This is a genomic window from Streptomyces noursei, from assembly GCF_016917755.1.
Lineage (GTDB): Bacteria > Actinomycetota > Actinomycetes > Streptomycetales > Streptomycetaceae > Streptomyces > Streptomyces yunnanensis.
The window spans coordinates 6472985-6496038 of record NZ_CP070326.1 but is presented as its reverse complement, the minus strand read 5'-3'; the positions used below and the strand labels follow the sequence as shown (position 1 = coordinate 6496038).

20 protein-coding genes are annotated in these 23054 nt (G+C 72.9%); 11 read left to right on the top strand and 9 right to left on the bottom strand.

Features of this window, described 5'->3' with window-relative positions:
* Positions 1 to 184: 184 nt before the first annotated feature.
* Positions 185 to 1030, top strand: coding sequence for a hypothetical protein (locus tag JNO44_RS28535; protein WP_205366649.1), 846 nt, complete (start codon positions 185 to 187; stop codon positions 1028 to 1030).
* 20 nt (positions 1031 to 1050) lie between these two features.
* Here JNO44_RS28535 and JNO44_RS28530 read toward each other — a convergent pair whose 3' ends face one another.
* The gene (locus JNO44_RS28530; RefSeq protein ID WP_420882697.1) at positions 1051 to 1590 is read right to left on the bottom strand and encodes a MarR family winged helix-turn-helix transcriptional regulator; all 540 of its coding nucleotides are present in this window, start codon (positions 1588 to 1590) and stop codon (positions 1051 to 1053) included.
* Positions 1591 to 1900: 310 nt separating this feature from the next.
* Here JNO44_RS28530 and JNO44_RS28525 point away from each other — a divergent pair, with 310 nt between their 5' ends.
* Complete coding sequence (locus tag JNO44_RS28525; RefSeq protein ID WP_205366648.1) at positions 1901 to 2758, top strand: lysozyme; 858 nt, start codon at positions 1901 to 1903, stop codon at positions 2756 to 2758.
* A gap of 70 nt (positions 2759 to 2828) precedes the next feature.
* On the opposite strand, the gene lon is transcribed toward JNO44_RS28525, so the two are convergent.
* The 3 genes from lon to JNO44_RS28510 all read right to left on the bottom strand — a co-directional run bounded on the left by lon (position 2829) and on the right by JNO44_RS28510 (position 7296).
* Positions 2829 to 5306 carry an endopeptidase La gene (lon, locus tag JNO44_RS28520; RefSeq protein ID WP_205366647.1) on the bottom strand — a complete coding sequence of 826 codons (2478 nt, stop codon included), beginning with the start codon at positions 5304 to 5306 and terminating at the stop codon, positions 2829 to 2831.
* 154 nt (positions 5307 to 5460) lie between these two features.
* Positions 5461 to 6324 (bottom strand): pentapeptide repeat-containing protein, encoded by an 864-nt coding sequence (locus JNO44_RS28515; RefSeq protein ID WP_420882696.1) that lies wholly within the window; start codon positions 6322 to 6324, stop codon positions 5461 to 5463.
* A gap of 15 nt (positions 6325 to 6339) precedes the next feature.
* On the bottom strand, positions 6340 to 7296 hold the full coding sequence (locus JNO44_RS28510; RefSeq protein ID WP_235094381.1) for a rhomboid-like protein: 957 nt from the start codon (positions 7294 to 7296) through the stop codon (positions 6340 to 6342).
* A gap of 215 nt (positions 7297 to 7511) precedes the next feature.
* Between JNO44_RS28510 and JNO44_RS28505 the strand changes: the two genes are divergently transcribed.
* From JNO44_RS28505 to JNO44_RS28475, 7 genes are all read left to right on the top strand, one after another.
* Entirely contained in the window at positions 7512 to 8273 is a 762-nt protein-coding gene (locus JNO44_RS28505) for a spermidine synthase family protein (RefSeq protein ID WP_205366646.1), read from the top strand.
* Between the two features lie 83 nt (positions 8274 to 8356).
* Positions 8357 to 9097 (top strand): response regulator transcription factor, encoded by a 741-nt coding sequence (locus tag JNO44_RS28500; protein ID WP_018536131.1) that lies wholly within the window; start codon positions 8357 to 8359, stop codon positions 9095 to 9097.
* A complete protein-coding gene (locus JNO44_RS28495; RefSeq protein WP_205366645.1) occupies positions 9094 to 10218 on the top strand; it encodes a HAMP domain-containing sensor histidine kinase in 1125 nt (374 codons plus the stop codon). The genes JNO44_RS28500 and JNO44_RS28495 overlap by 4 nt, the downstream gene beginning before the upstream one ends.
* Positions 10219 to 10455: 237 nt before the next feature.
* On the top strand, positions 10456 to 14235 hold the full coding sequence (locus tag JNO44_RS28490; protein ID WP_205366644.1) for a multifunctional oxoglutarate decarboxylase/oxoglutarate dehydrogenase thiamine pyrophosphate-binding subunit/dihydrolipoyllysine-residue succinyltransferase subunit: 3780 nt from the start codon (positions 10456 to 10458) through the stop codon (positions 14233 to 14235).
* Positions 14236 to 14407: 172 nt separating this feature from the next.
* Complete coding sequence (locus tag JNO44_RS28485; RefSeq protein ID WP_039632829.1) at positions 14408 to 14590, top strand: DUF6104 family protein; 183 nt, start codon at positions 14408 to 14410, stop codon at positions 14588 to 14590.
* 165 nt (positions 14591 to 14755) lie between these two features.
* A complete protein-coding gene (locus JNO44_RS28480) occupies positions 14756 to 15655 on the top strand; it encodes a DUF4097 family beta strand repeat-containing protein (RefSeq protein WP_073443501.1) in 900 nt (299 codons plus the stop codon).
* A 2-nt stretch (positions 15656 to 15657) separates the two neighbouring features.
* On the top strand, positions 15658 to 16809 hold the full coding sequence (locus JNO44_RS28475) for a PadR family transcriptional regulator (protein WP_205366643.1): 1152 nt from the start codon (positions 15658 to 15660) through the stop codon (positions 16807 to 16809).
* Positions 16810 to 16870: 61 nt separating this feature from the next.
* Here the strand turns inward: JNO44_RS28475 and JNO44_RS28470 are convergent, their stop codons facing one another.
* Complete coding sequence (locus tag JNO44_RS28470) at positions 16871 to 18049, bottom strand: serine hydrolase domain-containing protein (protein ID WP_420882758.1); 1179 nt, start codon at positions 18047 to 18049, stop codon at positions 16871 to 16873.
* Between the two features lie 273 nt (positions 18050 to 18322).
* Between JNO44_RS28470 and JNO44_RS45485 the strand changes: the two genes are divergently transcribed.
* Positions 18323 to 18904 (top strand): hypothetical protein, encoded by a 582-nt coding sequence (locus JNO44_RS45485; RefSeq protein ID WP_478219200.1) that lies wholly within the window; start codon positions 18323 to 18325, stop codon positions 18902 to 18904.
* Here the strand turns inward: JNO44_RS45485 and JNO44_RS28460 are convergent.
* Positions 18864 to 19073 (bottom strand): helix-turn-helix domain-containing protein, encoded by a 210-nt coding sequence (locus JNO44_RS28460; RefSeq protein WP_039640853.1) that lies wholly within the window; start codon positions 19071 to 19073, stop codon positions 18864 to 18866. The two genes, JNO44_RS45485 and JNO44_RS28460, sit on opposite strands and share 41 nt — an antisense overlap.
* A 137-nt stretch (positions 19074 to 19210) precedes the next feature.
* On the opposite strand from JNO44_RS28460, the gene JNO44_RS28455 reads away from it, so the two are divergent.
* Complete coding sequence (locus JNO44_RS28455) at positions 19211 to 19957, top strand: antibiotic biosynthesis monooxygenase (protein WP_205366642.1); 747 nt, start codon at positions 19211 to 19213, stop codon at positions 19955 to 19957.
* Here the strand turns inward: JNO44_RS28455 and JNO44_RS28450 are convergent.
* The 3 genes from JNO44_RS28450 to JNO44_RS28440 form a co-directional block, all read right to left on the bottom strand.
* Entirely contained in the window at positions 19929 to 20555 is a 627-nt protein-coding gene (locus tag JNO44_RS28450) for a HutD/Ves family protein (RefSeq protein ID WP_205366641.1), read from the bottom strand. The two genes, JNO44_RS28455 and JNO44_RS28450, sit on opposite strands and share 29 nt — an antisense overlap.
* A 38-nt stretch (positions 20556 to 20593) precedes the next feature.
* Positions 20594 to 21556 carry a zinc-binding dehydrogenase gene (locus JNO44_RS28445; protein WP_039632840.1) on the bottom strand — a complete coding sequence of 321 codons (963 nt, stop codon included), beginning with the start codon at positions 21554 to 21556 and terminating at the stop codon, positions 20594 to 20596.
* A gap of 191 nt (positions 21557 to 21747) precedes the next feature.
* The gene (locus tag JNO44_RS28440; RefSeq protein ID WP_205366640.1) at positions 21748 to 22977 is read right to left on the bottom strand and encodes an NAD(P)-dependent malic enzyme; all 1230 of its coding nucleotides are present in this window, start codon (positions 22975 to 22977) and stop codon (positions 21748 to 21750) included.
* Positions 22978 to 23054 lie beyond the last annotated feature (77 nt).

The following is a 23054-nucleotide window of genomic DNA, read 5'->3' as shown; positions in this document are numbered from 1 at the left end:
TCAGTTTCGGCCGCAACCTTGCGCAACCCCCCGACGGGTTTGGAGATGCGTGCCGGTCCTGGAAGGATGCCCGCCCGCAGCCGACACCGGGCGCCCCGCGCACCTGCGGGCCACTATCGCCCCACCTTCCGATGCGACGGCCGGTCACCGGGCCTTTTCGGCCACCTCCGGCAGACTCTCCGGTATGCGCATCGAACTCGCCACCGAGCCGGGCGATCCCCAACGCCCCAACGAGGACTACGCGTCGGTCGCCCTGCCGGCCTCCGGCGACGGCGGCGCCCTGGTGCTGCTGGACGGGGTGACCCCTCCGGAGGGGGACTGCGGCTGTGTCCATTCCGTGCCGTGGTTCACCGCGCGGCTCGGGGGCGCAATGCTCGAACTGTCGGTTTCACGCCGCGATATGACGCTGACTGAGGCGCTCGCCGCGGCCGTGACCAGAACGGCCGAGGCGCACCGCGACACCTGTGACCTTTCTCACCCTCGGACGCCGCAGGCGACGGTGGTCGCCGCGCGCTGGTCCCGGGAGACCGTGGAACACCTGGTGTTGTCCGATTCCGTACTGCTCCTGGAGAAGGCGGACGGCTCGGTGCATCCCGTGCGGGACACCCGGCTCGACGACCTCCCGCCCGCGGTCCGCGCGCGGCGCGCGACGGTCCGGGCGCTGCCCCGCGGATCCGGCGAACGCGCCGCCGCGGCCCGGGAGTACGTCCGCGCGGTGGAGGCGCTGCGCAACGCCGAGGGCGGTTTCTTCACCGCGGCCGCCGATCCGTCGGTGGCCGCCCGCGCGCTCACCGGCACCACCCCGCGCGCCGGGCTCCGCTCGCTGACGGCGCTCAGCGACGGCGCGGGCCGCTGGGTGGAGGTCTTCCGCGCGGGCTCCTGGGCCCAGTGCGCGGCGCTGGTCGCCGAGGCCGGGCCGCAGGCGCTGATCGACCGGGTGCGGGAACTGGAGGCGGCGGACCCGGAGGGTGCCGCACACCCGCGGGGGAAGGCCCGGGACGACGCGGCGGTGATCCACGTCGCGCCGTGACAGCAGGGCCGGGAGATGCCTCAGCCGTCCTGCCCCTCGTGCCCGCCCTCCTGCTCGCGCCCCTGCTCGCCCTCGTGCTCGCCCTCCTGCTCCGCGTTCAGTCGGTGCAGGAGACGGGCGAGTTCGGCGACCTCGGCGCGGTCCCAGGAGGCGAGGCGGCGGGCGTAGCGGGCGCGGCGGGCGGTGCGGACGCGGTTGAAGCGGTCCCGGCCCTCGTCGGTGATCCGCACCAGGACCGCGCGGCCGTCGGCCGGGTCGGGTGCGCGGGCGACCAGCCCGAGCCGCTCCAGGGCGTGCAGTTGGCGGCTTATGGTCGCCTTGCCGACGCCGAAGAAGGCGGCGAGGTCGGTGGCGCGCTGGGCGCCGGCGTCGGCGAGCCGCACCAGCAGGCCGTAGGCGGCCGGTTCGAGGTCGGGGTGGACCTCGCGGGAGAGCTCGCCGGAGGAGGCCCGGGCGCGGCGCAGAAACACCGCCAATTCCCGTTCCAGGGACAGGAATGCGGGGTCCACACCCATCGGCTCGCCGTCCGCCGTGGTACCGCCGGCTCCGGTCTCGTGCACGTCAGCACCCTTTCCCGCGTTGTCCCGCTCGTCCAACAAATCCCCCGTCGTGTTCGCCCCGCGTTTCCGTCCGGCTGAAATTTTCTGTCCCGGGTGGGTGGAACCGCAGTTGGGCCAGTATTTCGCAGGAGTAGACCAACGGCAGCCCGCGGCCCCCTTTTGTCACGGGGTTCTACGCGCGTATCGTCTTTTCTGGCATGACCACACCAAACGTGGTGCCGGTACCTCCCCCCTCAGAGGTCACTTCCTTCTCGGAGTCACCCTCGGAGTCACCGCATCGAGATCCACCGAGATCTACGGAGGCACGTAAATGCCCGTGCTCAGATCCGGCTCCCCCCACCGCTCCGTGCGCTCCCGCGCGACCGTGGCCGGGACCCTCCTCGCGACCGTCTCCCTCCTCGTCGGCCTGCCCGGCACGGCCGGTGCCGCCGCCACCGCGCGCGCACCCGAACCCCGCCACCCCGAACTCGACTGGGCCGGCTCCCAGATCGCCAAGCACGAGGGCACCAAGGGCGGTGCCCTCCCGTCGCCCTCGCTGGCCGCGACCGTCGAGGGCGTGGACGTCAGCAGCCACAACGGCAATGTCGCCTGGTCGACGCTGTGGAACAGCGGCGTGAAGTTCGCCTACGTCAAGGCCACCGAGTCCACCAGCTACACCAATCCCTCCTTCGCGCAGCAGTACAACGGCTCCTACAACATCGGCATGATCCGCGGCGCGTACCACTTCGCCACACCCGACACCTCCAGCGGCGCCGCCCAGGCCAACTACTTCGTCGACCACGGCGGCGGCTGGTCCAAGGACGGCAAGACGCTGCCCGGCGCGCTGGACATGGAGTACAACCCCTACGGCGCCACCTGTTACGGGCTGAGCGCGGCCGGGCTGGTGAACTGGATGAAGGACTGGTTCGCCACCTACAAGGCGCGCACCGGCCGGGACGCGGTCGTCTACACCTCCACCGGCTGGTGGAAGCAGTGCACCGGAAACTCCGGCGCCTTCGGCAGCATCAACCCGCTGTGGATCCCCCGCTACGGCTCCTCGGTCGGCGAACTCCCGGCCGGCTGGGGCTTCCACACCATCTGGCAGTACACCTCGACCGGCCCGACGGTCGGTGACCACAACAAGTTCAACGGGGCCTACGACCGGCTCCAGGCGCTGGCCAACGGCTGACGCGCGGCGGGCCGGCCCGTCCCCCTGACGAGGGGCGGGCCGGCCCGTGCCGGACGTCACCGGCCGTGCGCTACGCCGCGACCGGGACCTCCGGCCGCCGGCCGTTCGCGGCCGGCGTCAGAGCCAGTTCCAGCACCTGCCTCACGTCCGCGACCGGGTGCACCTCCAGCGCTTCGAGGACCTCGGCCGGGACGTCGTCCAGGTCCGGTTCGTTGCGCTTGGGGATGATCACGGTGGCGATGCCGGCCCGGTGCGCCGCCAGCAGCTTCTGCTTGACGCCGCCGATCGGCAGCACCCGCCCGGTGAGCGAGACCTCGCCGGTCATCGCCACGTCCGGACGGACCTGCCGGCCCGACAGCAGCGAGGCCAGCGCGGTGGTCATCGTGATGCCCGCGCTGGGGCCGTCCTTGGGGACGGCGCCGGCCGGGACGTGCAGATGGACCCCGCGCTCCTTCAGGTCGCCCACCGGGAGCTCCAGTTCGGCGCCGTGCGAGCGCAGGAAGGACAGCGCGATGTGCGCCGACTCCTTCATCACGTCGCCCAGCTGGCCGGTCAGGTGGAGCCCGGAGGCGCCGGTCTCCGGGTCGGCCAGCGACGCCTCGACGTAGAGCACGTCGCCGCCGGCGCCGGTGACCGCCAGACCGGTGACCACACCGGGCACCGCGGTCCGCCGCTCGGCCGGGTCCTGGGCCGACTCCGGGGTGTGGTGCGGACGCCCGAGCAGCGGGCGCAGCTCGTCCACCCCGACGGTGAACGGCAGCTCCTGCTCGCCCAGTTCGTGCCGGGCGGCCACCTTGCGCAGCAGCCGGGCGACCGAGCGCTCCAGGTTCCGCACGCCCGCCTCGCGGGTGTACTCGCCGGCCAGCCTGCGCAGCGCGGCGTCGGCGACGGTCACCTCGCCGGGCTCCAGTCCGGCCCGCTCCAACTGGCGCGGCACCAGGTGGTCCCGGGCGATGACGACCTTCTCGTCCTCGGTGTAGCCGTCCAGCCGGACCAGTTCCATCCGGTCCAAAAGCGGCTCGGGGATCGCCTCCAAGACGTTGGCGGTGGCCAGGAACACCACGTCGGAGAGGTCCAGTTCGACCTCCAGGTAGTGGTCCCGGAAGGTGTGGTTCTGCGCGGGGTCCAGCACTTCCAGGAGGGCGGCGGCCGGGTCGCCCCGGTAGTCGGAGCCCACCTTGTCGATCTCGTCGAGGAGGACGACCGGGTTCATCGAGCCGGCCTCCTTGACGGCCCGCACGATCCGGCCGGGGAGCGCCCCGACGTACGTCCGCCGGTGGCCGCGGATCTCCGCCTCGTCCCGCACGCCGCCGAGGGCGACCCGGACGAACTTCCGCCCCATGGCCCGCGCCACGGATTCCCCGAGCGAGGTCTTTCCGACGCCCGGCGGCCCGACCAGCGCCAGCACCGCACCGCCGCGGCGCCCGCCGACGAGCCCGAGCCCCCGCTCGGCGCGCCGCTTGCGCACGGCCAGGTACTCGGTGATCCGCTCCTTGACGTCCTCCAGGCCCGCGTGGTCGGCGTCCAGGACCTGCCGGGCGCCCGCGATGTCGTAGGCGTCCTCGGTCCGCTCGCTCCAGGGGAGTTCCAGGACGGTGTCGAGCCAGGTCCGGATCCAGCTGCCCTCCGGGCTCTGGTCGCTGGCCCGCTCCAGCTTGTCGACCTCCTTCAGGGCCGCCTCGCGGACCTTCTCCGGCAGGTCGGCGGCCTCCACGCGGGCGCGGTAGTCGTCGGACTCCTCGCCCGAGTCCTTGGAGTTCTCGCCGTTCAGCTCGCGCAGTTCCTTGCGGACCGCGTCCAGCTGCCGGCGCAGCAGGAACTCCCGCTGCTGCTTGTCGACGCCCTCCTGGACGTCCTTGGCGATGGACTCGGCGACGTCCTGCTCGGCCAGGTGGGAGCGGAGCACCTCGGTGGCGTACTTCAGCCGGGCCACCGGGTCGGTGGTCTCCAGCAGCTGGAGCTTCTGCTCGCCCGTCAGGAACGGCAGGTAGCCGGCGTTGTCGGCGAGCGTGGGGACGTCGTCGATGCCGGCGACCCGGTCCACGACCTGCCAGGCGCCGCGCTTGCGCAGCCAGCTGGTGGCCAGTGCCTTGTATTCCGTGACGAGTTCGGTGACCGCTCCGGGATTGGGGCCTCCCCTGCTCGAACGGTGTTGAGAGCTTGGGGAAGGGTCCGGGACCTTCTCCTCGACGGCGGTCCCCTCCACCCAGAGCGCGGCGCCCGGCCCGGTGGTGCCGGAGCCGATCCGCACCCGGCCCAGCCCCCGGATCAGGGCCCCGGGATCGCCGTCGGACAGCCGTCCGACCTGCTCGATCCGCCCGAGCGTGCCGATCCCCGCGTACGTCCCGTCGATCCGCGGCACCAGCAGCACACGGGGCTTGCTGCCCGATGACGCAGCGGCCTGGGCGGCCTCCACGGCGGCGCGTACCTCGGCGTCGGACAGGTCCAGGGGCACCACCATGCCGGGCAGGACGACCTCGTCGTCGAGGGGCAGCACGGGCAGGGTGAGCGGTGTGGACTCCGTCGACCGAGCGGACTCAGCAGTCATGATCTCCCCTTCGGCAAGCAAGTTGAGCTTTACCCACTCAATGCTGGGAGCCCTGCCGTTGTTCCCTCGCGCGTGTTCGCTGTGAGCGATCAGGTGACGGCAACTCGGTTACGGGCCAGGGGCGGTGGGCCCGGCCGAGGACAAGCGGGCGCCGCTACCAGTGGGCGGGGCGGCGCAGCCCGCGCGGCAGCCTGGTGGCCGCGTCGCCCCGGGCGGCGTTCACCTGGGCCTGCGTCAGGAAGATGCTGCCGGTGAGGTCGGCGCCGCGCAGATCGGCGTCCCGGAGGTCGGCGCCGATCATGTCCGCGGAGCGCAGGTCGGCGCCCCGCAGGTCGGCGGCGATGAGATAGGCGCCGCGCAGGTTGGCGCCCTTGAGGTCCGCGCCCGTCAGGCGTGCCCCCATCAGGTCCGCGCCGCGCCGGTCCTTCTTCCGGCCCGGGACCTTCGCCCGGACCAGCTCGCCGACCCGCAGCAGCAGGGTGTTGACCTCGCCCCGGTGGGCGGGCACGTCCAGCCCGGCCAGTTCCTCCGCGGTGCCCAGGGTCAGCCGCTCGGTCTTCTCCAGGGCCGCCCGCAGCTCGTCCCGCAGCGGGCGGGCAGCGGGCAGCGCCACCGCCTCGGTCAGGTACCAGAGCAGTTCGTGCAGCTGACGCATCACGGCGAACGCGTCGAACATCGGCCGGGCGGTCTCCGGCGCGGTCCGCCAGTCCTGCCCCTGGAAGGTGACCTGGGAGATCTTCTGGCCGGCGCCGAAGCACTCGAAGACCGTGCAGCCGGAGAAGCCGCGCTGCCGCAGTTCCTGGTGGACGCCGCAGCGGAAGTCGGCCTGGAGGTTCGGGCAGGGCCGCCCGGCCTCCTTGTCGAGGGCGAAGTCCGCCGAGCGCGCGAACGGCAGCGCCACACAGCACAGGCCGAAGCAGTTCCCGCAGTCGGAGAGCAGCGGCAACCGGGCGGCGTCCGGGGATTGCGTCGGGGCGGACGTGCGGTCCTGGGCGGGGCGGCGGTGCTCGTGCGACACGGTTCTTCTCTGCTCCTACGGCCGGCGGGCGCCCTCCCTACCAAGCGCCCGCGAGGAGTCCCATTGTCCGTGACCCGCGGCGGGCCGGGCGGCCCGAGCACCGGGCGGCGCCGGGAACCAGGACGTCCGCGGCAGCCCGGGCGTCCGGAGCGCCGGATGGCCCAGGTCCCCGGGCAGCGGCGGGGGCCCGGCCCGCCGCGCCTGCCAGCAGCGCAGCAACGGCCAGGCGGCGACACCCAGGGCGAGCGAGAGCAGATGGCCCCAGTCGGTCATCGGGTCGATGTAGGCGAGCAGCCCGGTCACCGCCTGGTAGCCGCCGGCGGCCAGCAGCGGCCAGCGCGCCCAGGCGGGCAACAGCCCGGCGAGCGCCCCCAGGCAGGCCATCACACCGAAGCTGATGCCGTAGTCGAGGCGGTGCAGCGAGCTGTCCGGCAGCCCGCCGGCGGCGACCGAGAAGCCGATCGGCACCTCGGTGGCGAGGGTGGCCAGCGCGTGCCCGCCGAAGAACACCACCGCGCTGCGCACCCCGCCGATCCGCCGCTCCAGGGCGGTCAGCACGAAGAGGAAGGCGACGGCGTACCCCGAGGTCAGCCCGCCGGCGATCCACAGCGCGCTGGCGACCAGCACCAGCAGCGGCGCCTGTGCGAGGTGGACCACGTCGGTGCTGGAGCCCTGGAGCAGTGCGGAGACCACGGAGGGGTTGCCGTGCTCGGCGAAGAGCGAGGTGGCCACGAGCAGCAGCGCGTAACCGAACGTGAAGGGGGTGCCGGTCGGGGTGGGGAGCAGCCGCCAGGGGCGCAGGCCCGTCCAGGGGCGGCGGGCGGCGGGGACCGGGGCGGTGGGGTGCGCGGCCGGCGCGCCCGCGCCGCCGCGCTGCCGGGGCAGCCCGGCGAGGAGGACCGGCGCACCGCTGTCCGGCGCCGCCCCGTCCCCGGCCGGCGCGCCGCCGGCCGTCTCCACCGCACTCGCCATTCCAGGCCCCTTCCGCCGCCCCGCGCATCGTCCGCGCTCCACTGTGCCCGGCCAACCCATGAGTCAGCTGTGCGGGTGATATCCCTCACAGCCCTCAACCCTCGTGCGATGCACGGCGTTGCGCGTGTCGGCCTCGCGGAATCGCCCCGGAACCGTCCCGGAACCGGGTCCGAAACCGTTGGACCGCCGCGCCGGACTGTGGTCAAGATGGCCGCATGGCTCCCGTTCACCCCTGGCATCCGACCGCCGGCGACGAGCCGGCCGTACGCACCCTCGACCGCCGCGAGGGCCCCTACGGGGAGGTGGTGCTGCGGCAGCGGGGTCCGGCCGCCGCAAACCCCAACGCCCTTGCGGCGCCCGGGAGGTGCGGCCCGGTCTACGAGATCATCGCCAACGGCTGCTTCCTGATGGACACCTCCGACGGCCGCTCCGAACGGCTGCTGGTGGACGCCGCGCTGGCCGCCCTGCCGCCCGACCGCGAGAGCCCCTCGGTACTGATCGGCGGACTGGGCGTGGGCTTCTCGCTGGCCCGGGCCGCGGACGAGCCGCGGTGGGGCCGGATCACGGTCGTCGAGCGGGAGACGGCGGTGATCGACTGGCACCGCACGGGCCCGCTGGCGGCGGTCTCCGGGCCGGCACTGGCCGATCCCCGCACCGAGATCCTGCACACCGACCTGGTGGCGCACCTGTGCACGGACGCCGGCCAACTCGCCTACGACGCCCTGTGCTTGGACATCGACAACGGCCCCGACTGGACCGTCACCGAGGACAACGACGGCCTCTACTCCCCCGCCGGCCTGGCCGCCTGCCGGGACCGTCTGACCTCGGGCGGGGTGCTCGCCGTGTGGTCGGCCCGGCCCTCGCCGGCGTTCGAACAGGCGCTGAGAAATGCCGGTTTCGAGGGTGTAAGGACGGAAGAGATGCCGGTTGCCCGAGGCGTCCCGGACGTCGTCCACCTGGCGCTCCGGTCCGCGTAGGGCGCGTAGCCGACTGTCACATCATGCCCTTACGCTGCTGCCCAGCAAGACGCGACCACGCAGGGCACATGCAGGGGCGGGCGATGGACCAGACTCAGACAACCCAGGGCGGCACCACCGCGGCCACGCCGGGCGCCCAGCGCCGGGTCCTGGTCGTGGAGGACGATCCGACGATCGTCGAGGCCATCGCGGCCCGGCTGCGCGCCGAGGGGTTCCAGGTGCAGACGGCCACCGACGGCCCGGCCGCGGTCGACACCGCCGAGGCGTGGCAGCCGGACCTGCTCGTGCTCGACGTGATGCTGCCGGGCTTCGACGGCCTGGAGGTGTGCCGTCGGGTGCAGGCCCAGCGCCCGGTGCCGGTGATGATGCTCACCGCCCGCGACGACGAGACCGACATGCTGGTCGGCCTCGGGGTCGGCGCCGACGACTACATGACCAAGCCGTTCTCCATGCGGGAGCTGGCCGCCCGGGTGCACGTCCTGCTGCGCCGGGTCGAGCGGGCCGCGCTGGCCGCGCACACCCCGCGCAGCGGCATCCTGCGGCTGGGCGAGCTGGAGATCGACCACGCCCAGCGCCGGGTACGGGTGCGCGGCACCGACGTCCACCTCACCCCCACCGAGTTCGACCTGCTGGTCTGCCTGGCGAACACCCCGCGCGCGGTGCTCTCCCGCGAGCAGCTGCTGGCCGAGGTCTGGGACTGGGCGGACGCGTCGGGCACGCGGACGGTCGACAGCCACATCAAGGCACTGCGCCGCAAGATCGGAGCCGAGCGCATCCGCACCGTCCACGGCGTGGGGTACGCCCTGGAGACCCCGCCGGCATGATCCGTCAGTGGCGGCCACGGGCGCGCGCCCTGTGGGACCGGACCTGGGAGGCGCTGCGCCCCCTGGACCCGTACCGCTCGGTCAAGGCGGCGCTCGGCGCCCTGGTGATCATCTCGGTGATCATCACCACACTCCTGGTCTTCGTGGCGATGCACTCGGCGACCGAGCTGCGGGTGATCACGGTCTTCTCGATCATCGCCTCGCTGCTGATCACCCAGTTCGTGGCGACCGGCCTGACCGCCCCGCTCGGCGAGATGACCGACGTCACCCGGGCGATGGCGCACGGTGACTACACCCGCCGGGTGCGCGCCGGCCGCCGCGACGAGTTCGGCGACCTGGCCGACGCCTTCAACCGCATGGCCGCCGACCTGGAGGCGGTGGACACCCACCGCAAGGAATTGGTCGCCAACGTCTCGCACGAGCTGCGCACCCCCATCGCGGCGCTGCGCGCGGTGCTGGAGAACGTCGTCGACGGCGTCTGCGAGCCCGACTCCGACACCATGCGCACGGCGCTGAAGCAGACCGAGCGGCTGGGCCGGCTGGTGGAGCACCTGCTGGACCTGTCCCGGCTGGACAACGGCGTGGTGCCGCTGCACGCCCGACGCTTCGAGGTCTGGCCGTACCTGTCCGGGGTGCTCAAGGAGGCCAACATGAGCCGCGGCGCCTCCACCCTCTCCGGCCTCGCCAGCTCCGGCACCCACACCCGTACCGACGTCCATCTGCACCTCGACGTCTCCCCGCCGGAGCTGACCGCGTACGCCGACGCCGAGCGGCTCCACCAGGTCGTCGCCAACCTCATCGACAACGCCATCAAGCACAGCCCGCGGCACGGCCGGGTCACGGTCCGGGCCCGGCGCGGCGACGGGCCGGCGAGCCTGGTGCTGGAGGTGCAGGACGAGGGCCCCGGCATTCCGGAGTCCGAGCGCTACCGGGTCTTCGAGCGGTTCAACCGCGGCGGCCCCGGCCCCTCGGGCCCGGGCACCGACGGCGGGACGGGGCTGGGCCTGGCGATCGCGCGCTGGGCGGTGGACCTGCACGGCGGACGGATCGGGGTGGCGGAATCATCCCGGGGTTGCCGGATCCGGGTCACTCTTCCGGGGCTGGAGTCATCCCGGGGTTGACGTCGACTGACGTAGGGTCGGTGGCGGGAGCACTCATTCCGGGGTGCAACGGCGATGAGCGCTACCCGCACACGGGCAAACCACGTGTGTTTCCCGCCAAGTCAGACCCTGAAACCCTTCGGTGAATGTGACGTGCGCGACGAGTGGCCCTCCCGGACTGCACCAAAGGTCACAAGAGGCGTAGCCTTTATTCCCGCTGTCCACCACCTTAGGAAGCGGAAGAGGGCGGTTGCCGCCGTGTCGCTACAGTCCCCCAACAGTGCGAGTGTCTCGACCGAACAAGGAGAGCAGGGGAAGAATCCTGCCGCCGCGTTCGGGCCCAACGAGTGGCTCGTCGACGAGATCTACCAGCAGTACCTCCAGGACCCGAACTCGGTAGACCGAGCCTGGTGGGACTTCTTCGCCGACTACAAGCCGGGCGGCGCCGGGACGGCTGACGCCGCGCGCCCCGCGGCGCCGGCCAAGCCCGCGGAGGGCTCGTCCCCCGCCCCGGCTCCGTCGGCCCCGGCCCCCGCGGCCGCGCCGAAGCCCGCCGTTGCCCCCGCGGCCACCCCGGCGAAGCCCGCCGCGGCGGCGCCGGTCAAGACCGCGCCCGCCAAGCCCGCGGCGAAGCCGGCGCCGGCCGCCAAGCAGCCCGCCGAGGCCCCCGAGGGTCCGGAGCTCGTGACGCTGCGCGGCCCGTCGGCGGCCGTGGCGAAGAACATGAGCGCGTCCCTGGAGCTGCCGACGGCCACGTCCGTCCGCGCGGTCCCGGTGAAGCTGCTGTTCGACAACCGGATCGTCATCAACAACCACCTCAAGCGCGCCCGCGGCGGGAAGGTCTCCTTCACGCACATCATCGGGTACGCCATGGTGCAGGCCCTCAAGGCCATGCCGTCGATGAACAACTCCTTCGCGGAGAAGGACGGCAAGCCGACGCTGGTCAAGCCCCCGCACATCAACCTCGGCCTGGCGATCGACCTGGTCAAGGCGAAGGGCGAGCGCCAGCTGGTCGTCGCGGCCATCAAGAAGGCCGAGACGATGACCTTCTTCGAGTTCTGGCAGGCGTACGAGGACATCGTCCGCCGGGCCCGTGACAACAAGCTCACGATGGCCGACTTCACCGGGGTCACCGCGTCGCTGACCAACCCCGGCGGCATCGGCACCGTCCACTCGGTGCCCCGTCTGATGCCCGGCCAGTCCATGATCATGGGCGTCGGCTCGATGGACTACCCGGCCGAGTTCCAGGGCACCTCGCAGGACGCCCTGAACAAGCTGGGCGTCTCCAAGGTCATGACGCTGACCAGCACGTACGACCACCGGGTGATCCAGGGCGCCGCCTCCGGCGAGTTCCTGCGGATCATGAGCCAGCTGCTGCTCGGCGAGAACGATTTCTTCGACGACATCTTCAAGTCGCTGCGGATCCCCTACGAGCCGATCCGCTGGCTGCGCGACATCGACGCCTCGCACGACGACGACGTCACCAAGGCCGCCCGGGTCTTCGAGCTGATCCACTCCTACCGGGTCCGCGGCCACGTCATGGCCGACACCGACCCGCTGGAGTACCACCAGCGCAAGCACCCCGACCTGGACATCACCGAGCACGGCCTCACCCTGTGGGACCTGGAGCGGGAGTTCGCGGTCGGCGGCTTCGCCGGCAAGTCCATGATGAAGCTGCGCGACATCCTCGGCGTGCTGCGCGACTCGTACTGCCGTACCACCGGCATCGAGTTCATGCACATCCAGGACCCCAAGCAGCGCAAGTGGATCCAGGACCGGGTCGAGCGCACGCACAAGTCGCCCGAGCGCGACGAGCAGCTGCGCATCCTGCGCCGGCTGAACTCCGCCGAGGCGTTCGAGACGTTCCTGCAGACCAAGTACGTCGGCCAGAAGCGGTTCTCGCTGGAGGGCGGCGAATCGGTCATCCCGCTGCTGGACGCGGTCATCGACTCCGCGGCCGAGGCGCGGCTGGACGAGGTCGTCATCGGCATGGCCCACCGTGGCCGCCTCAACGTCCTCGCCAACATCGTCGGCAAGTCCTACGCGCAGATCTTCCGCGAGTTCGAGGGCAACCTCGACCCGAAGTCGATGCACGGCTCCGGCGACGTGAAGTACCACCTGGGCGCCGAGGGCACCTTCACCGGCCTGGACGGCGAGCAGATCAAGGTCTCGCTGACCGCCAACCCCTCCCACCTGGAGGCCGTGGACCCGGTCGTCGAGGGTGTCTCCCGCGCCAAGCAGGACATCATCAACAAGGGCGGCACGGACTTCACCGTCCTGCCGATCCAGCTGCACGGCGACGCGGCGTTCGCCGGCCAGGGCGTGGTCGCCGAGACGCTGAACATGTCGCAGCTGCGCGGCTACCGCACCGGCGGCACGGTCCACGTCGTCATCAACAACCAGGTCGGCTTCACCGCGGCCCCCGAGTCCTCGCGTTCCTCCATGTACGCGACGGACGTGGCCCGCATGATCGAGGCCCCGATCTTCCACGTCAACGGCGACGACCCCGAGGCCGTCGTCCGCGTCGCGCGGCTCGCCTTCGAGTTCCGCCAGGCGTTCAACAAGGACGTGGTCATCGACCTGATCTGCTACCGCCGCCGCGGCCACAACGAGTCGGACAACCCGGCCTTCACCCAGCCGCTGATGTACGACCTGATCGACAAGAAGCGCTCGGTGCGCAAGCTCTACACCGAGTCGCTGATCGGCCGGGGCGACATCACCCTCGAAGAGGCCGAGCAGGCGCTGCAGGACTTCCAGGGCCAGCTGGAGAAGGTCTTCACCGAAGTCCGCGACGCCACGACGGCCCCGGTCACCCCCGAGGTGCCGCAGCCCAAGGCCGAGTTCCCGGTCTTCGTGGACACCGCGATCTCCCAGGAGGTCGTCAAGCGGATCGCCGAGTCCCAGGTCAACATCCCCGACCACATCACCGTCCACCCGCGTCTGCTGCCGCAGCTGCAGCGCCGGGCGGCGATGATCGAGGACGACACCATCGACTGGGGCATGGGCGAGACCCTGGCCATCGGCTCGCTGCTGATGGAGGGCACCCCCGTCCGGCTCGCCGGCCAGGACTCCCGCCGCGGCACGTTCGGCCAGCGCCACGCGGTGCTGATCGACCGGAAGACCGGCGAGGACTACACCCCGCTGCTGTACCTGTCCGACGACCAGGCCCGCTTCAACGTCTACGACTCGCTGCTCAGCGAGTACGCGGCGATGGGCTTCGAGTACGGCTACTCGCTGGCGCGTCCGGAGTCGCTGGTCATGTGGGAGGCGCAGTTCGGCGACTTCGCCAACGGCGCGCAGACCGTCATCGACGAGTTCATCTCCTCGGCGGAGCAGAAGTGGGGCCAGACCTCCGGCGTCACCCTGCTGCTCCCGCACGGCTACGAGGGCCAGGGCCCGGACCACTCCTCGGCCCGGATCGAGCGCTACCTCCAGCTGTGCGCGCAGAACAACATGACCGTCGCGATGCCGACGCTCCCGTCGAACTACTTCCACCTGCTGCGCTGGCAGGTGCACAACCCGCACCACAAGCCGCTGATCGTCTTCACCCCGAAGTCGATGCTGCGTCTGAAGGCGGCGGCGTCGAAGACGGCGGAGTTCACCACCGGCGGCTTCCGTCCGGTCATCGGCGACAGCACGGTCAAGGCCGAGGACGTCCGCAAGGTCGTCTTCTGCTCCGGCAAGGTCTACTACGACCTGGAGGCCGAGCGGGAGAAGCGCGGCGCCTTCGACACCGCGCTGGTGCGCATCGAGCGGCTGTACCCGCTGCCGGGTGCCGAACTCCAGGCGGAGATCAAGAAGTTCCCGAACGCCGGGAAGTACCTGTGGGCGCAGGAGGAGCCGGCGAACCAGGGTGCCTGGCCGTTCCTCGGTCTCAACCTGATCGACCACCTGGACCTGGCGGTCGGCGCCGACGTCCCGCACGGTGAGCGCCTGCGCCGCATCTCGCGGCCGCACGGCTCGTCGCCGGCGGTCGGCTCGGCCAAGCGGCACCAGGCCGAGCAGGCCCAGCTCATGGCGGAGGTCTTCGACGCCTGAGCGGTCGGCCACCGCTGAACACGGTCCCCGAAGGGCCCGTCACCACCTCCGGGTGGGGCGGGCCCTTCGGGCTGTCGGAGGGGGCGGTACGGCCACCCGCCGCCCGCGGCACGGGCGGTCCGCGCGGCTGCCTATCCTGGCCGCACTGTCCCATTGACCTGCTGGAGAGCACGTGTATTTCACTGACCGCGGCATCGAGGAGCTGGAGAACCGGCGCGGCGACGAGGAGGTCACCCTCGGGTGGCTGGCCGATCAGCTGCGGACGTTCGTCGACCTCAACCCGGACTTCGAGGTGCCGGTGGAGCGGCTGGCCACCTGGCTGGCCCGGCTGGACGACGAGGACGACGACGAGTAGGCACCGGCCGGGGCGCCGGCCCGCCGGCGTCACCTAGGGTGAACGAAAGGGGTGTATCAGGGCACGGTCAGGGACGGATCCACTTGACTCCCACAGGCTGCGATATATCGTGTCTAACGAAGACGCGATATGTTGCGTTGTCTGCCTACCTAGGGGAGGCCAGGTATGTCAGCCCGGACCGAGTGGACGGTCTCCACAGCACGCACGCTGGAGATCGAGGAACCCGTCAGCGCCCTGACCGTCCGCCTGGTGGGCGGCACCGTCAACGTCGTCGGCACCTCCGAGGGCGGGCCGGCCCGGCTGGAGATCTCCGAGCTGCACGGTCCGCCGGTGGAGGTCTCCTACGAGGACGGCGTCCTTTGCGTCGGCTATGACGACGTGCAGTGGAAGGGCTTCCTGAAGTTCCTGGACCGCCGGGGCTGGAACCGCAGCGCGGTGGTCTCGGTGACGGTGCCGACCACCACCCGCGTCGAGGTCGGGGTGGTCGGCGCCACCGCGGTCGTCTCCGGCATCGCCGGGCGCACCGAACTGCGCGGGGTCAGCGGGAACAGCACCCTCGTCGGCCTCTCCGGCCCGGTCCGCGCCGACACCGTCTCCGGCGACGTCGAGGCGCAGGCCCTCACCGGATCCCTGGAGTTCAACTCCGTCTCCGGCGATCTGACGGTCGTCGAGGGCGCCGGCGGCGCGGTGCACGCCGACTCCGTCAGCGGTGACATGGTCCTGGACCTGGACCCGGCGGCGGGCGCGGAGATCGACCTGACCACGATCTCCGGCGAGATCGCCATCCGGCTGCCCGACCCGGCCGACGCCAAGGTCGAGGCCAACACCACCACCGGCGTGGTCACCAACGCCTTCGACGACCTGCGGGTCAGCGGCCAGTGGGGCACCAAGCGGATCACCGGCTCGCTGGGCGCCGGCACCGGCCGGCTCAAGGCGACCACCGTCTCCGGCGCTCTCGCCCTGCTGCGCCGTCCCGCCTACGAGGAGGCCGACGGCGGCCCGGCCGGCGAGCCGGGCGACGGCCCCTCCCCCACGACCCCGCCCGCCGGGAAGAAGGTGCTCTGAGCATGCCCCCCGTCTTCGCCCACGGCCGTCTGCGCCTCTACCTCCTCAAGCTGCTCGACGAGGCCCCGCGACACGGCTACGAGATCATCCGCCTCCTGGAGGAGCGCTTCCAGGGGCTCTACGCCCCGTCCGCCGGCACGGTCTACCCGCGGCTGGCCAAGCTGGAGGCCGAGGGCCTGGTCAACCACACCACCGAGGGCGGCCGCAAGGTCTACGCCATCACCGACGCCGGCCGCGCCGAACTGGCCGACCGCGGCGGTGAACTCGCCGATCTGGAGCTGGAGATCCGGGAGTCGGTGGCGGCCCTCGCCTCCGACATCCGGGAGGACGTCAGCGGCTCGGCGCGGGACCTGCGCCGGGAGGTCAAGGAGGCCGCCCAGCAGGCCCGGGCGGGCGCCGGGAAGGCCGGGCGCAAAGCCGGCGGGCGGCCGTTCCCGGAAGCCTCGGACTACTTCGACGCCGCGTTCGGCGACAAGGACTCCTGGCGGCAGGCGAAGGAAGAGTTCCGGCGCGCCAAGGAGGAGTGGAAGGAACAGGCCCGGCGCGCCAAGGAGGAGAGCCGCCGCGCCAAGCAGGACGCCCAGCGGGCCCGCAAACAGGCCCGGGACGCCCAGGTGTTCGCCCGCGAGGAGATCCAGCGGGTCATCAGGCGCGTGCAGGAGCAGACCCAGGGGGCGGTGCGCACCGGCGACTGGTCGGCGGCGGTGCGGGAGGCGCTGAGCGAGGTCTCCCGCGAGGTCGGCCGCTTCACGGGCGCCCCGCACGACACCGCCCCGACCGACGCCGCCCCGGCCGAGGAGCACGCCGGGACCGCCCCGGACGGCACCCGGGTGGCGGCCGAGCGGATCGACCTCACCAAGCAGGCCCCGGCGGCGCCGGAGCCCGCCGCGTCGGCGTCCCACGACGTGCGCGCCCCCGAGGAGCCCCCCGCGCCCGCATGGGCCGCCGAACCGGCCAGCGGCGATCCGGCCCGCGACTTCGACCGCCTGCTGGACCGCTTCCGGGACGATCTGCGGGACGCCGCCCGCGACCACGGCGTCACCGAGGATCAGCTCACCGAGTCCCGTCGGCGGCTGGCGGACGCCGCCGCCCACATCGGCACGCTGCTGCGCCGCCCGGGGACGGACGGCACGGAGGCGGACCGGGAGGCGTAGCGGCCGGTCCGGCGGTCGGCGCCGGGGGCGAAGGCTCGCGGCGCCTACCGCCGGACCGGACTCAGGCGACGGCCGGCGCCCCCACGCAGGCCCGGACGGCCTCGATCAGCCGCTCGGCGCGGACGTCGCCGCTGGCGCCCAGCCGGTTGGTGACATAGCCGAAGCCGACCCCGAACTCGTCGTCGCCGAAGGCGAACTGGCCGCCCGCCCCGCTGGTGGCGAAGGAGCGCGGGCCCAGCAGCCGGCGGAACGGCGAGTCCAACAGGAAGCCGCTGCCGTAGCGGGCGCCGAGGTCCGGCAGCCCCGAGAAGGTCGGGCCGCCGGACAGCGGCCGGACGGCGTCGGTGACGGTCTCCTCGCCCAGCAGCCGCGGCCCGCCCTCCACGCCGGTCGCCACGGCCGCGAACAGCGCCGCCAGCCCGCGCGCCGAGGAGACCGCGCCGGCCCCGGGGAACTCCCGGGTCAGCACGTCCGGCGCGTTGTAGCCGTGCGGATCGTCGAGGCCGGGGAAGGGCACCGCGCCGTGCAGCGTCAGCGCCCGCATGATCAGCGAGTCGCTCGGCGGCAGGGTCGGGCGCCCCTCGGCCTCGACCAGCCTGGCCAGCGTCGGAAGTTCCTCCTGCGGCACCCCGATCCAGGTGCGCAGGCCCAGGTCGTCGCCGATCGCCCGGCGGAAGTAGGCGCCGGGCTTCAGCCCGGTGAGCCGGCGGACGACCTCGCCGAGCACGAAGCCCAGCGCATGCGCGTGGTACTCGTACGCGGTGCCGGGCTCCCACAGGGGCGGCTGCTCCTCCAGCGCCTCGATCATCGGCGTCCACGCCATGATCTGATCGAACGTCAGCTTGCGTTCGGCGAGCGGGATCCCGGCGGTGTGCGTGAGCATCATCCGGGCGGTGATCCGCTCCTTGCCGTGCCGGCCGAACTCCGGCCAGTACGCGGCGATCGGCGCGTCCAGGTCCCAGACGCCCTGCTGCGCCAGCAGATGGGCGCTGACCGCGAGCAGCCCCTTGGCGCAGGACATCACCGGAACCGCGGTGTCCGCCTCCCAGGCCCGCCCGGTCCGCGCGTCGGCGGTGCCGCCCCACAGGTCCACGACCTTGCGCCCGCCGACGTGGACGGTGAGAGCGGCGCCCAGCTCCCCGCGCTCGGTGAAGTTCCGCCGGAACTCCTCCGCGACCGCGCCGAACCCCTCGTCCGCCGCCCCTCCCCCAGCCACCGCTGGGAGGTCCCCACCCGACACCACGTGCTCCTTTTGCCGCTCCGGTCGGCCCGCGGGCGAGCAGGGGCGAGCGCACCGGCCGCCGGCTGCCGGCCGCCGGCCGGTATCCGGGTCACGGTACGCAGCCCGGTGCGGCCCGTTCCACCGAATTCCCGCGGGCCAGTGCGCCCGGGCGCGGCGGCCGGGCCGGGCCGCGGGCAACACCGCCGCGCTCCGCCTCGGACCGGTCAACTCGCGCGTCGGGCGGGGTGCTCCGCCAGGACCCGCGCCACGGCGTCGTACGTACGTCACCCCGTGGTCGGCCAGCACTACCCCGGCCGGGCCGGACCCGGCGGTCAGCGCCAGCAGCAGGTGCTCGTCGCCCAGGCGCCGATCGCCGCGGCCCACCGCGATCCGCAGCGCGCGCTCCAACACCGCCTCGCCCTCCGGCGCGAACGTCCGGCGCACCCGCTTGCCGCGCCCGACCCGGCGTCCCCCGCCGGCCGGCGCCCCGGCCCCGTGCGTCTCCTCCACCCGGGCCACGACCGCGTCGACGTCGATCCCGAGTCCGGCCAGCGCCGCCGTATCGGCCGCCGAGAGACCGCCCCGCCGCCGATCCGCCGCCAGGTCGCGGACGACCCCCGGCCGCGGCGCGCCGAGCCCCCCGGTGCAAGCACCGGCTCCACCGGAGCGCCTGACGCCGCGCGTGCCGTCGCCGCCGCGGCCGGCGAGTCCCGCTGGTCCAACAGCGCGAGCAGCAGCTCAGGTTCGCCGACGCAGTCGCTTCCGGTGCGGTCCGCGTGCTCCACCGCACCGCCCACCACCGCCCGGGCGGCGGCCGTGAACCTCTCGGACATCAACGCCTCCCGTGTTTCTTGTGGACCGCCTGCCGGCTGACTCCCAGCTCGGCGGCGATCTCCTGCCACGACCAGCCCTTCGCGCGGGCGCTGCGCACCTGTACCGCCTCCAGCTGCTCCAACAGCCGGCGGAGCGCGGCCACGGCGCGGAGGCCGGCCCGCGGGTCGGGGTCGCTCGCCCGTGCGGCGAGATCCGTTGCCTCGGTCATAACTGTCAATCTAGGTTGACACACCCCACCTGTCAGCCATCGTTGACAGGTGGGGTGCCCCCTTCCATCCCCTTGACCTCAACCACACTTGAGGGACGAAGCTCCGGGCACCGCCACCGAGACACCACGGAGCACGCATGCCACCCGCCATCGACTTCCCCGACGTCCGCCGCCCCGACGCCGCCACCGTCCTCATCAGCCCCTGGCTCGTACCGGAGGCCCGCTTCCAGCGCCCGGCGGCGGACGCGGTGCTCGCCGCCTGGGAGGACCAACCGCGGCCCGACGCGATGCTGGCGCTCGCCACCTTCCTGAGCGCCGACGGCAGCCATGTCCTCAACTACGCGCAGTGGACGGACGACCGAGCCCACCGGGAGTGGGTGCGCACCCGGCGCCCCGCGGCCATCGCCCCGATCGACGAGGCCCTCCCGGGCATCCGCCGCCCCGGCCCGACCCGCTACCGCCGCTACCGCAGCCACGTCCCCGAGGAACGCCCCGCGGCCCGCCCCGGCTTCGTGGCCACCCCGGTCTTCGCCACCACCGGCCCGGACGCCCAGCGCGCCCTCGCCGACACCGTCGTCGACCTCCTGGGCCGCGCACGGGTCCCGGGGCTGCTCGGCGCCCACCTCCACCTCGCCCAGGACGGCGGACGGGTGCTCAACTACGCGGAGTGGACGGACGCTTCGGCCCGGCGGGAATTCCTCACCGGGGGCACCGCGGACCGGCTGCGGGCGGCGCTCGACGCCCTGCCCGGCGTCACAGCCGTACCCGCCGTCCCCGTGGAACACGCGGACCCCGCGACGGCCGACGGTCCGGCCCGCCCACCGGTTTCCGGCTACCAGCCGTACAAAACCCTGGTCAACGTCCCGTCCCCGCGGACCCGTTGACGTCGGACGGGGCATCGGGGACGACGTCGGAGAGCTCGATCACCGCCGCGACCCCGTCCGTCCGCACCACCGCGGGCACCGCCGCGTCCCCCGTCGGCTCCCACACGGCCGCGTCGTACCGTGCCAGCCGCACGCCCGGCTCCCCCGCCGCCGCGGCATCGATCCGGGTCCCGCCGTCCAGCGCGACCACCACCGCGGTCCGCGCCCCCGTCAGCTCCCGGCTCCCGCGCACCATCGTGACGCGCGCCGCCGTCCGCCCCTCCCGGACCATCACGTTCAGATTGACCACCGGGCCGTCGAGCAGCTGGGAGTCGGTGGCGGCGGCGCCGGGGAAGGCGAAGGGGCGGTAGCGGCCGGGGAGCGGGTGCACGGCGCCGTCCACCGTCAGTTCCAGCCCGGTGCCGTCGACGACGGTGAGGATCCGCCGGACGCCGGGCAGCGGGGAGTACGGCCCGTCCCGGGTCACCTCGGCCAGGCTCACCCGCCAGGCGAAGGCGTCCCAGCCCGCGCCCGGCGGATGCGCGGCGACCTCGCGGGTGAACCCGCCGCCGTTGCGCCACGGCACGGCCGCCCGCCCGTCCGCCCGAAGGATCCGCACGTCCCCGCTCCTTCCCCGCACCCGACGCAGCACGGCCGTCAGACCGTCAGCACGATCTTCCCGAAGAGCTCCCCCTCGGCCATCTTCGCGAAGCCCTCGCGGGCCCGGTCCAGCGGCAGCGTGGAGTCGATCACCGGCCGGATGCCCTTGGCGGCGCAGAAGTCGAGCAGGCCGGCCAGTTCCTCCTTGCTGCCCATCGTCGAGCCCACGACCTTCAGCTCCAGGAAGAAGATCCGGTTGAGCTCCCCGTTCTTGGGCGTGAAACCACTGGTGGCACCCGAGATGACCAGGGTGCCGCCGGGCCGCAGCGACTTCACCGAGTGCGACCAGGTGGCGGCGCCGACCGTCTCGATCACCGCGTCCACCCGCCGGGGCAGCCGCTCGCCGCTCGCGAACGCCGCCTCGGCGCCCAGCTCCACGGCGCGCTTGCGCTTGGCCTCGTCCCGGCTGGTGGCGAAGACCCGCAGGCCCGCGGCGGCACCCAGGACGATGGCGGCGGTCGCCACGCCGCCGCCGGCACCCTGGACCAGCACGCTGTCCCCGGGCCGGACCCCGGCGTTGGTGAACAGCATCCGGTACGCGGTCAGCCAGGCGGTGGGCAGGCAGGCGGCCTCTGCGAAGGAGAGCTCCGCGGGCTTGGGGAGGACGTTCCAGGTCGGCACGGTGACCCGCTCGGCGAAGGTGCCCTGGTAGCGCTCGGTGAGGATCGAGGGCTTCTCGTCGGGTCCGACGCCGTGGCCGGTCTGCCCGATGACGGAGTGCAGGACGACCTCGTTGCCGTGCTCGTCGATGCCGGCGGCGTCGCAGCCGAGGATCATCGGGAGCGAGTCCTCGGTGATCCCGACGCCGCGCAGCGTCCACAGGTCGTGGTGGTTGAGGGAGGCGGCCTTGACGTCGACGGTGGTCCAGCCGGGGCGGGCGGCGGGGGCCGGGCGGTCCCCCAATTCGAGGCCGTTCAGCGGCTGGTCGCGGTCGATGCGGGCGGCGTAGGCAGCAAACATGATCCCAACGTAGGGCGCGGGCGCCCCCGGCGACAGCGGGCGCGAGTGTGACGCGCGCCGCCCGCACGGGCCTCGGACGGCCGGATTCCGCCCACCGTTTCCGGCCATCGCCGCGGATGCCCGACGGGCCGGGCCCGCACCCGCGAGGGATGCCGGCCCGGCCCGTCAGTGGTGTCCGCGACGGTGGCAGGTCAGCGCCGGGCGACGCCCTCCGCACGGGCGGCGGCCGCGACGGCGGCGGTGACCGCCGGGGCGACCCGCTCGTCGAACGGCGAGGGGATGACCTTGTCCGCGCTCAACTCGTCGGCGACGACGGCAGCCAACGCCTCCGCGGCGGCGAGCTTCATGCCCTCGGTGATCTGCGAGGCGCGCACCTGCATGGCGCCGGCGAAGATGCCCGGGAAGGCGAGCACGTTGTTGATCTGGTTCGGGAAGTCGCTGCGCCCGGTGGCGACCACGGCGGCGTACTTGTGGGCGACGTCCGGGTGGATCTCCGGGTTGGGGTTGGCCATCGCGAAGATCAGCGAGTCCTTCGCCATCTTCGCCACCGCCTCCTCCGGCACCGTGCCGCCGGAGACGCCGATGAAGACGTCGGCGCCGTCCAGCGCTGTCTCCAGCGAACCGGTCAGGCCCGCCTTGTTGGTGAAGTCGGCCAGCTCGCGCTTGACGTCCGTGAGGTCCTCACGGTCCGCCGAGACGATGCCCTTGCGGTCGCAGACCGAGACGTCACCGATGCCGGCGTTGACCAGGATCTTGGCGATGGCGACACCGGCCGCGCCGGCACCCGAGATGACCGCCCGCAGGTCGCCGAGCTCGCGCCCGGTGAGCTTGGCGGAGTTGCGCAGCGCGGCCAGGGTGACCACGGCGGTGCCGTGCTGGTCGTCGTGGAAGACCGGGATGTCCAGCCGCTCCTGGAGCTTGCGCTCGATCTCGAAGCACCGGGGCGCCGAGATGTCCTCCAGGTTGACGCCGCCGAAGGACGGCGCGAGCCGGGCGACGGTCTCCACGATCTCGTCGGTGTCGGTGGTCGCGAGCGCGATCGGGACCGCGTCCACGCCGCCGAACTGCTTGAAGAGGATGGCCTTGCCCTCCATCACGGGGAGGGAGGCTTCCGGCCCGATGTCGCCCAGGCCCAGCACCGCGGTGCCGTCCGTGACCACTGCCACGACCTGGGACTTCCACGTGTAGTCGTGCACGAGCTCGGGACGCTCGGCGATGGCGCTGCACACCTTGGCCACGCCCGGCGTGTACGCGAGGGACAGGTCGTCCTTGTCGCGCACCGGCACAGTTGCCTGAATGGCCATCTTGCCGCCACGATGCAGCGCGAAGGCCGGGTCGAAGAGTTCGCCGGACGTGCCGTCCGCGCCTCCTTCGACGCCTGTCTCACTGTCGCTGCGAGGATTGACGATCTCCGCTGCCACTTTTCTCTGACCCCTTTGTCGTAAATCTGTTGAGGGTGGCCACTCCCTGGTTGGGGAGTGGGCGGGCACCGCGCCCG

Coding starts and splice junctions, on each gene's coding strand:
- JNO44_RS28535 (WP_205366649.1), top strand. CDS start 185: ATGCGCATCGAACTCGCCACCGAGCCGGGCGATCCCCAACGCCCCAAC.
- JNO44_RS28525 (WP_205366648.1), top strand. CDS start 1,901: ATGCCCGTGCTCAGATCCGGCTCCCCCCACCGCTCCGTGCGCTCCCGC.
- lon (WP_205366647.1), bottom strand. CDS start 5,306: ATGACTGCTGAGTCCGCTCGGTCGACGGAGTCCACACCGCTCACCCTG.
- JNO44_RS28510 (WP_235094381.1), bottom strand. CDS start 7,296: ATGGCGAGTGCGGTGGAGACGGCCGGCGGCGCGCCGGCCGGGGACGGG.
- JNO44_RS28505 (WP_205366646.1), top strand. CDS start 7,512: ATGGCTCCCGTTCACCCCTGGCATCCGACCGCCGGCGACGAGCCGGCC.
- JNO44_RS28500 (WP_018536131.1), top strand. CDS start 8,357: ATGGACCAGACTCAGACAACCCAGGGCGGCACCACCGCGGCCACGCCG.
- JNO44_RS28495 (WP_205366645.1), top strand. CDS start 9,094: ATGATCCGTCAGTGGCGGCCACGGGCGCGCGCCCTGTGGGACCGGACC.
- JNO44_RS28480 (WP_073443501.1), top strand. CDS start 14,756: ATGTCAGCCCGGACCGAGTGGACGGTCTCCACAGCACGCACGCTGGAG.
- JNO44_RS28475 (WP_205366643.1), top strand. CDS start 15,658: ATGCCCCCCGTCTTCGCCCACGGCCGTCTGCGCCTCTACCTCCTCAAG.
- JNO44_RS28460 (WP_039640853.1), bottom strand. CDS start 19,073: ATGACCGAGGCAACGGATCTCGCCGCACGGGCGAGCGACCCCGACCCG.
- JNO44_RS28455 (WP_205366642.1), top strand. CDS start 19,211: ATGCCACCCGCCATCGACTTCCCCGACGTCCGCCGCCCCGACGCCGCC.
- JNO44_RS28445 (WP_039632840.1), bottom strand. CDS start 21,556: ATGTTTGCTGCCTACGCCGCCCGCATCGACCGCGACCAGCCGCTGAAC.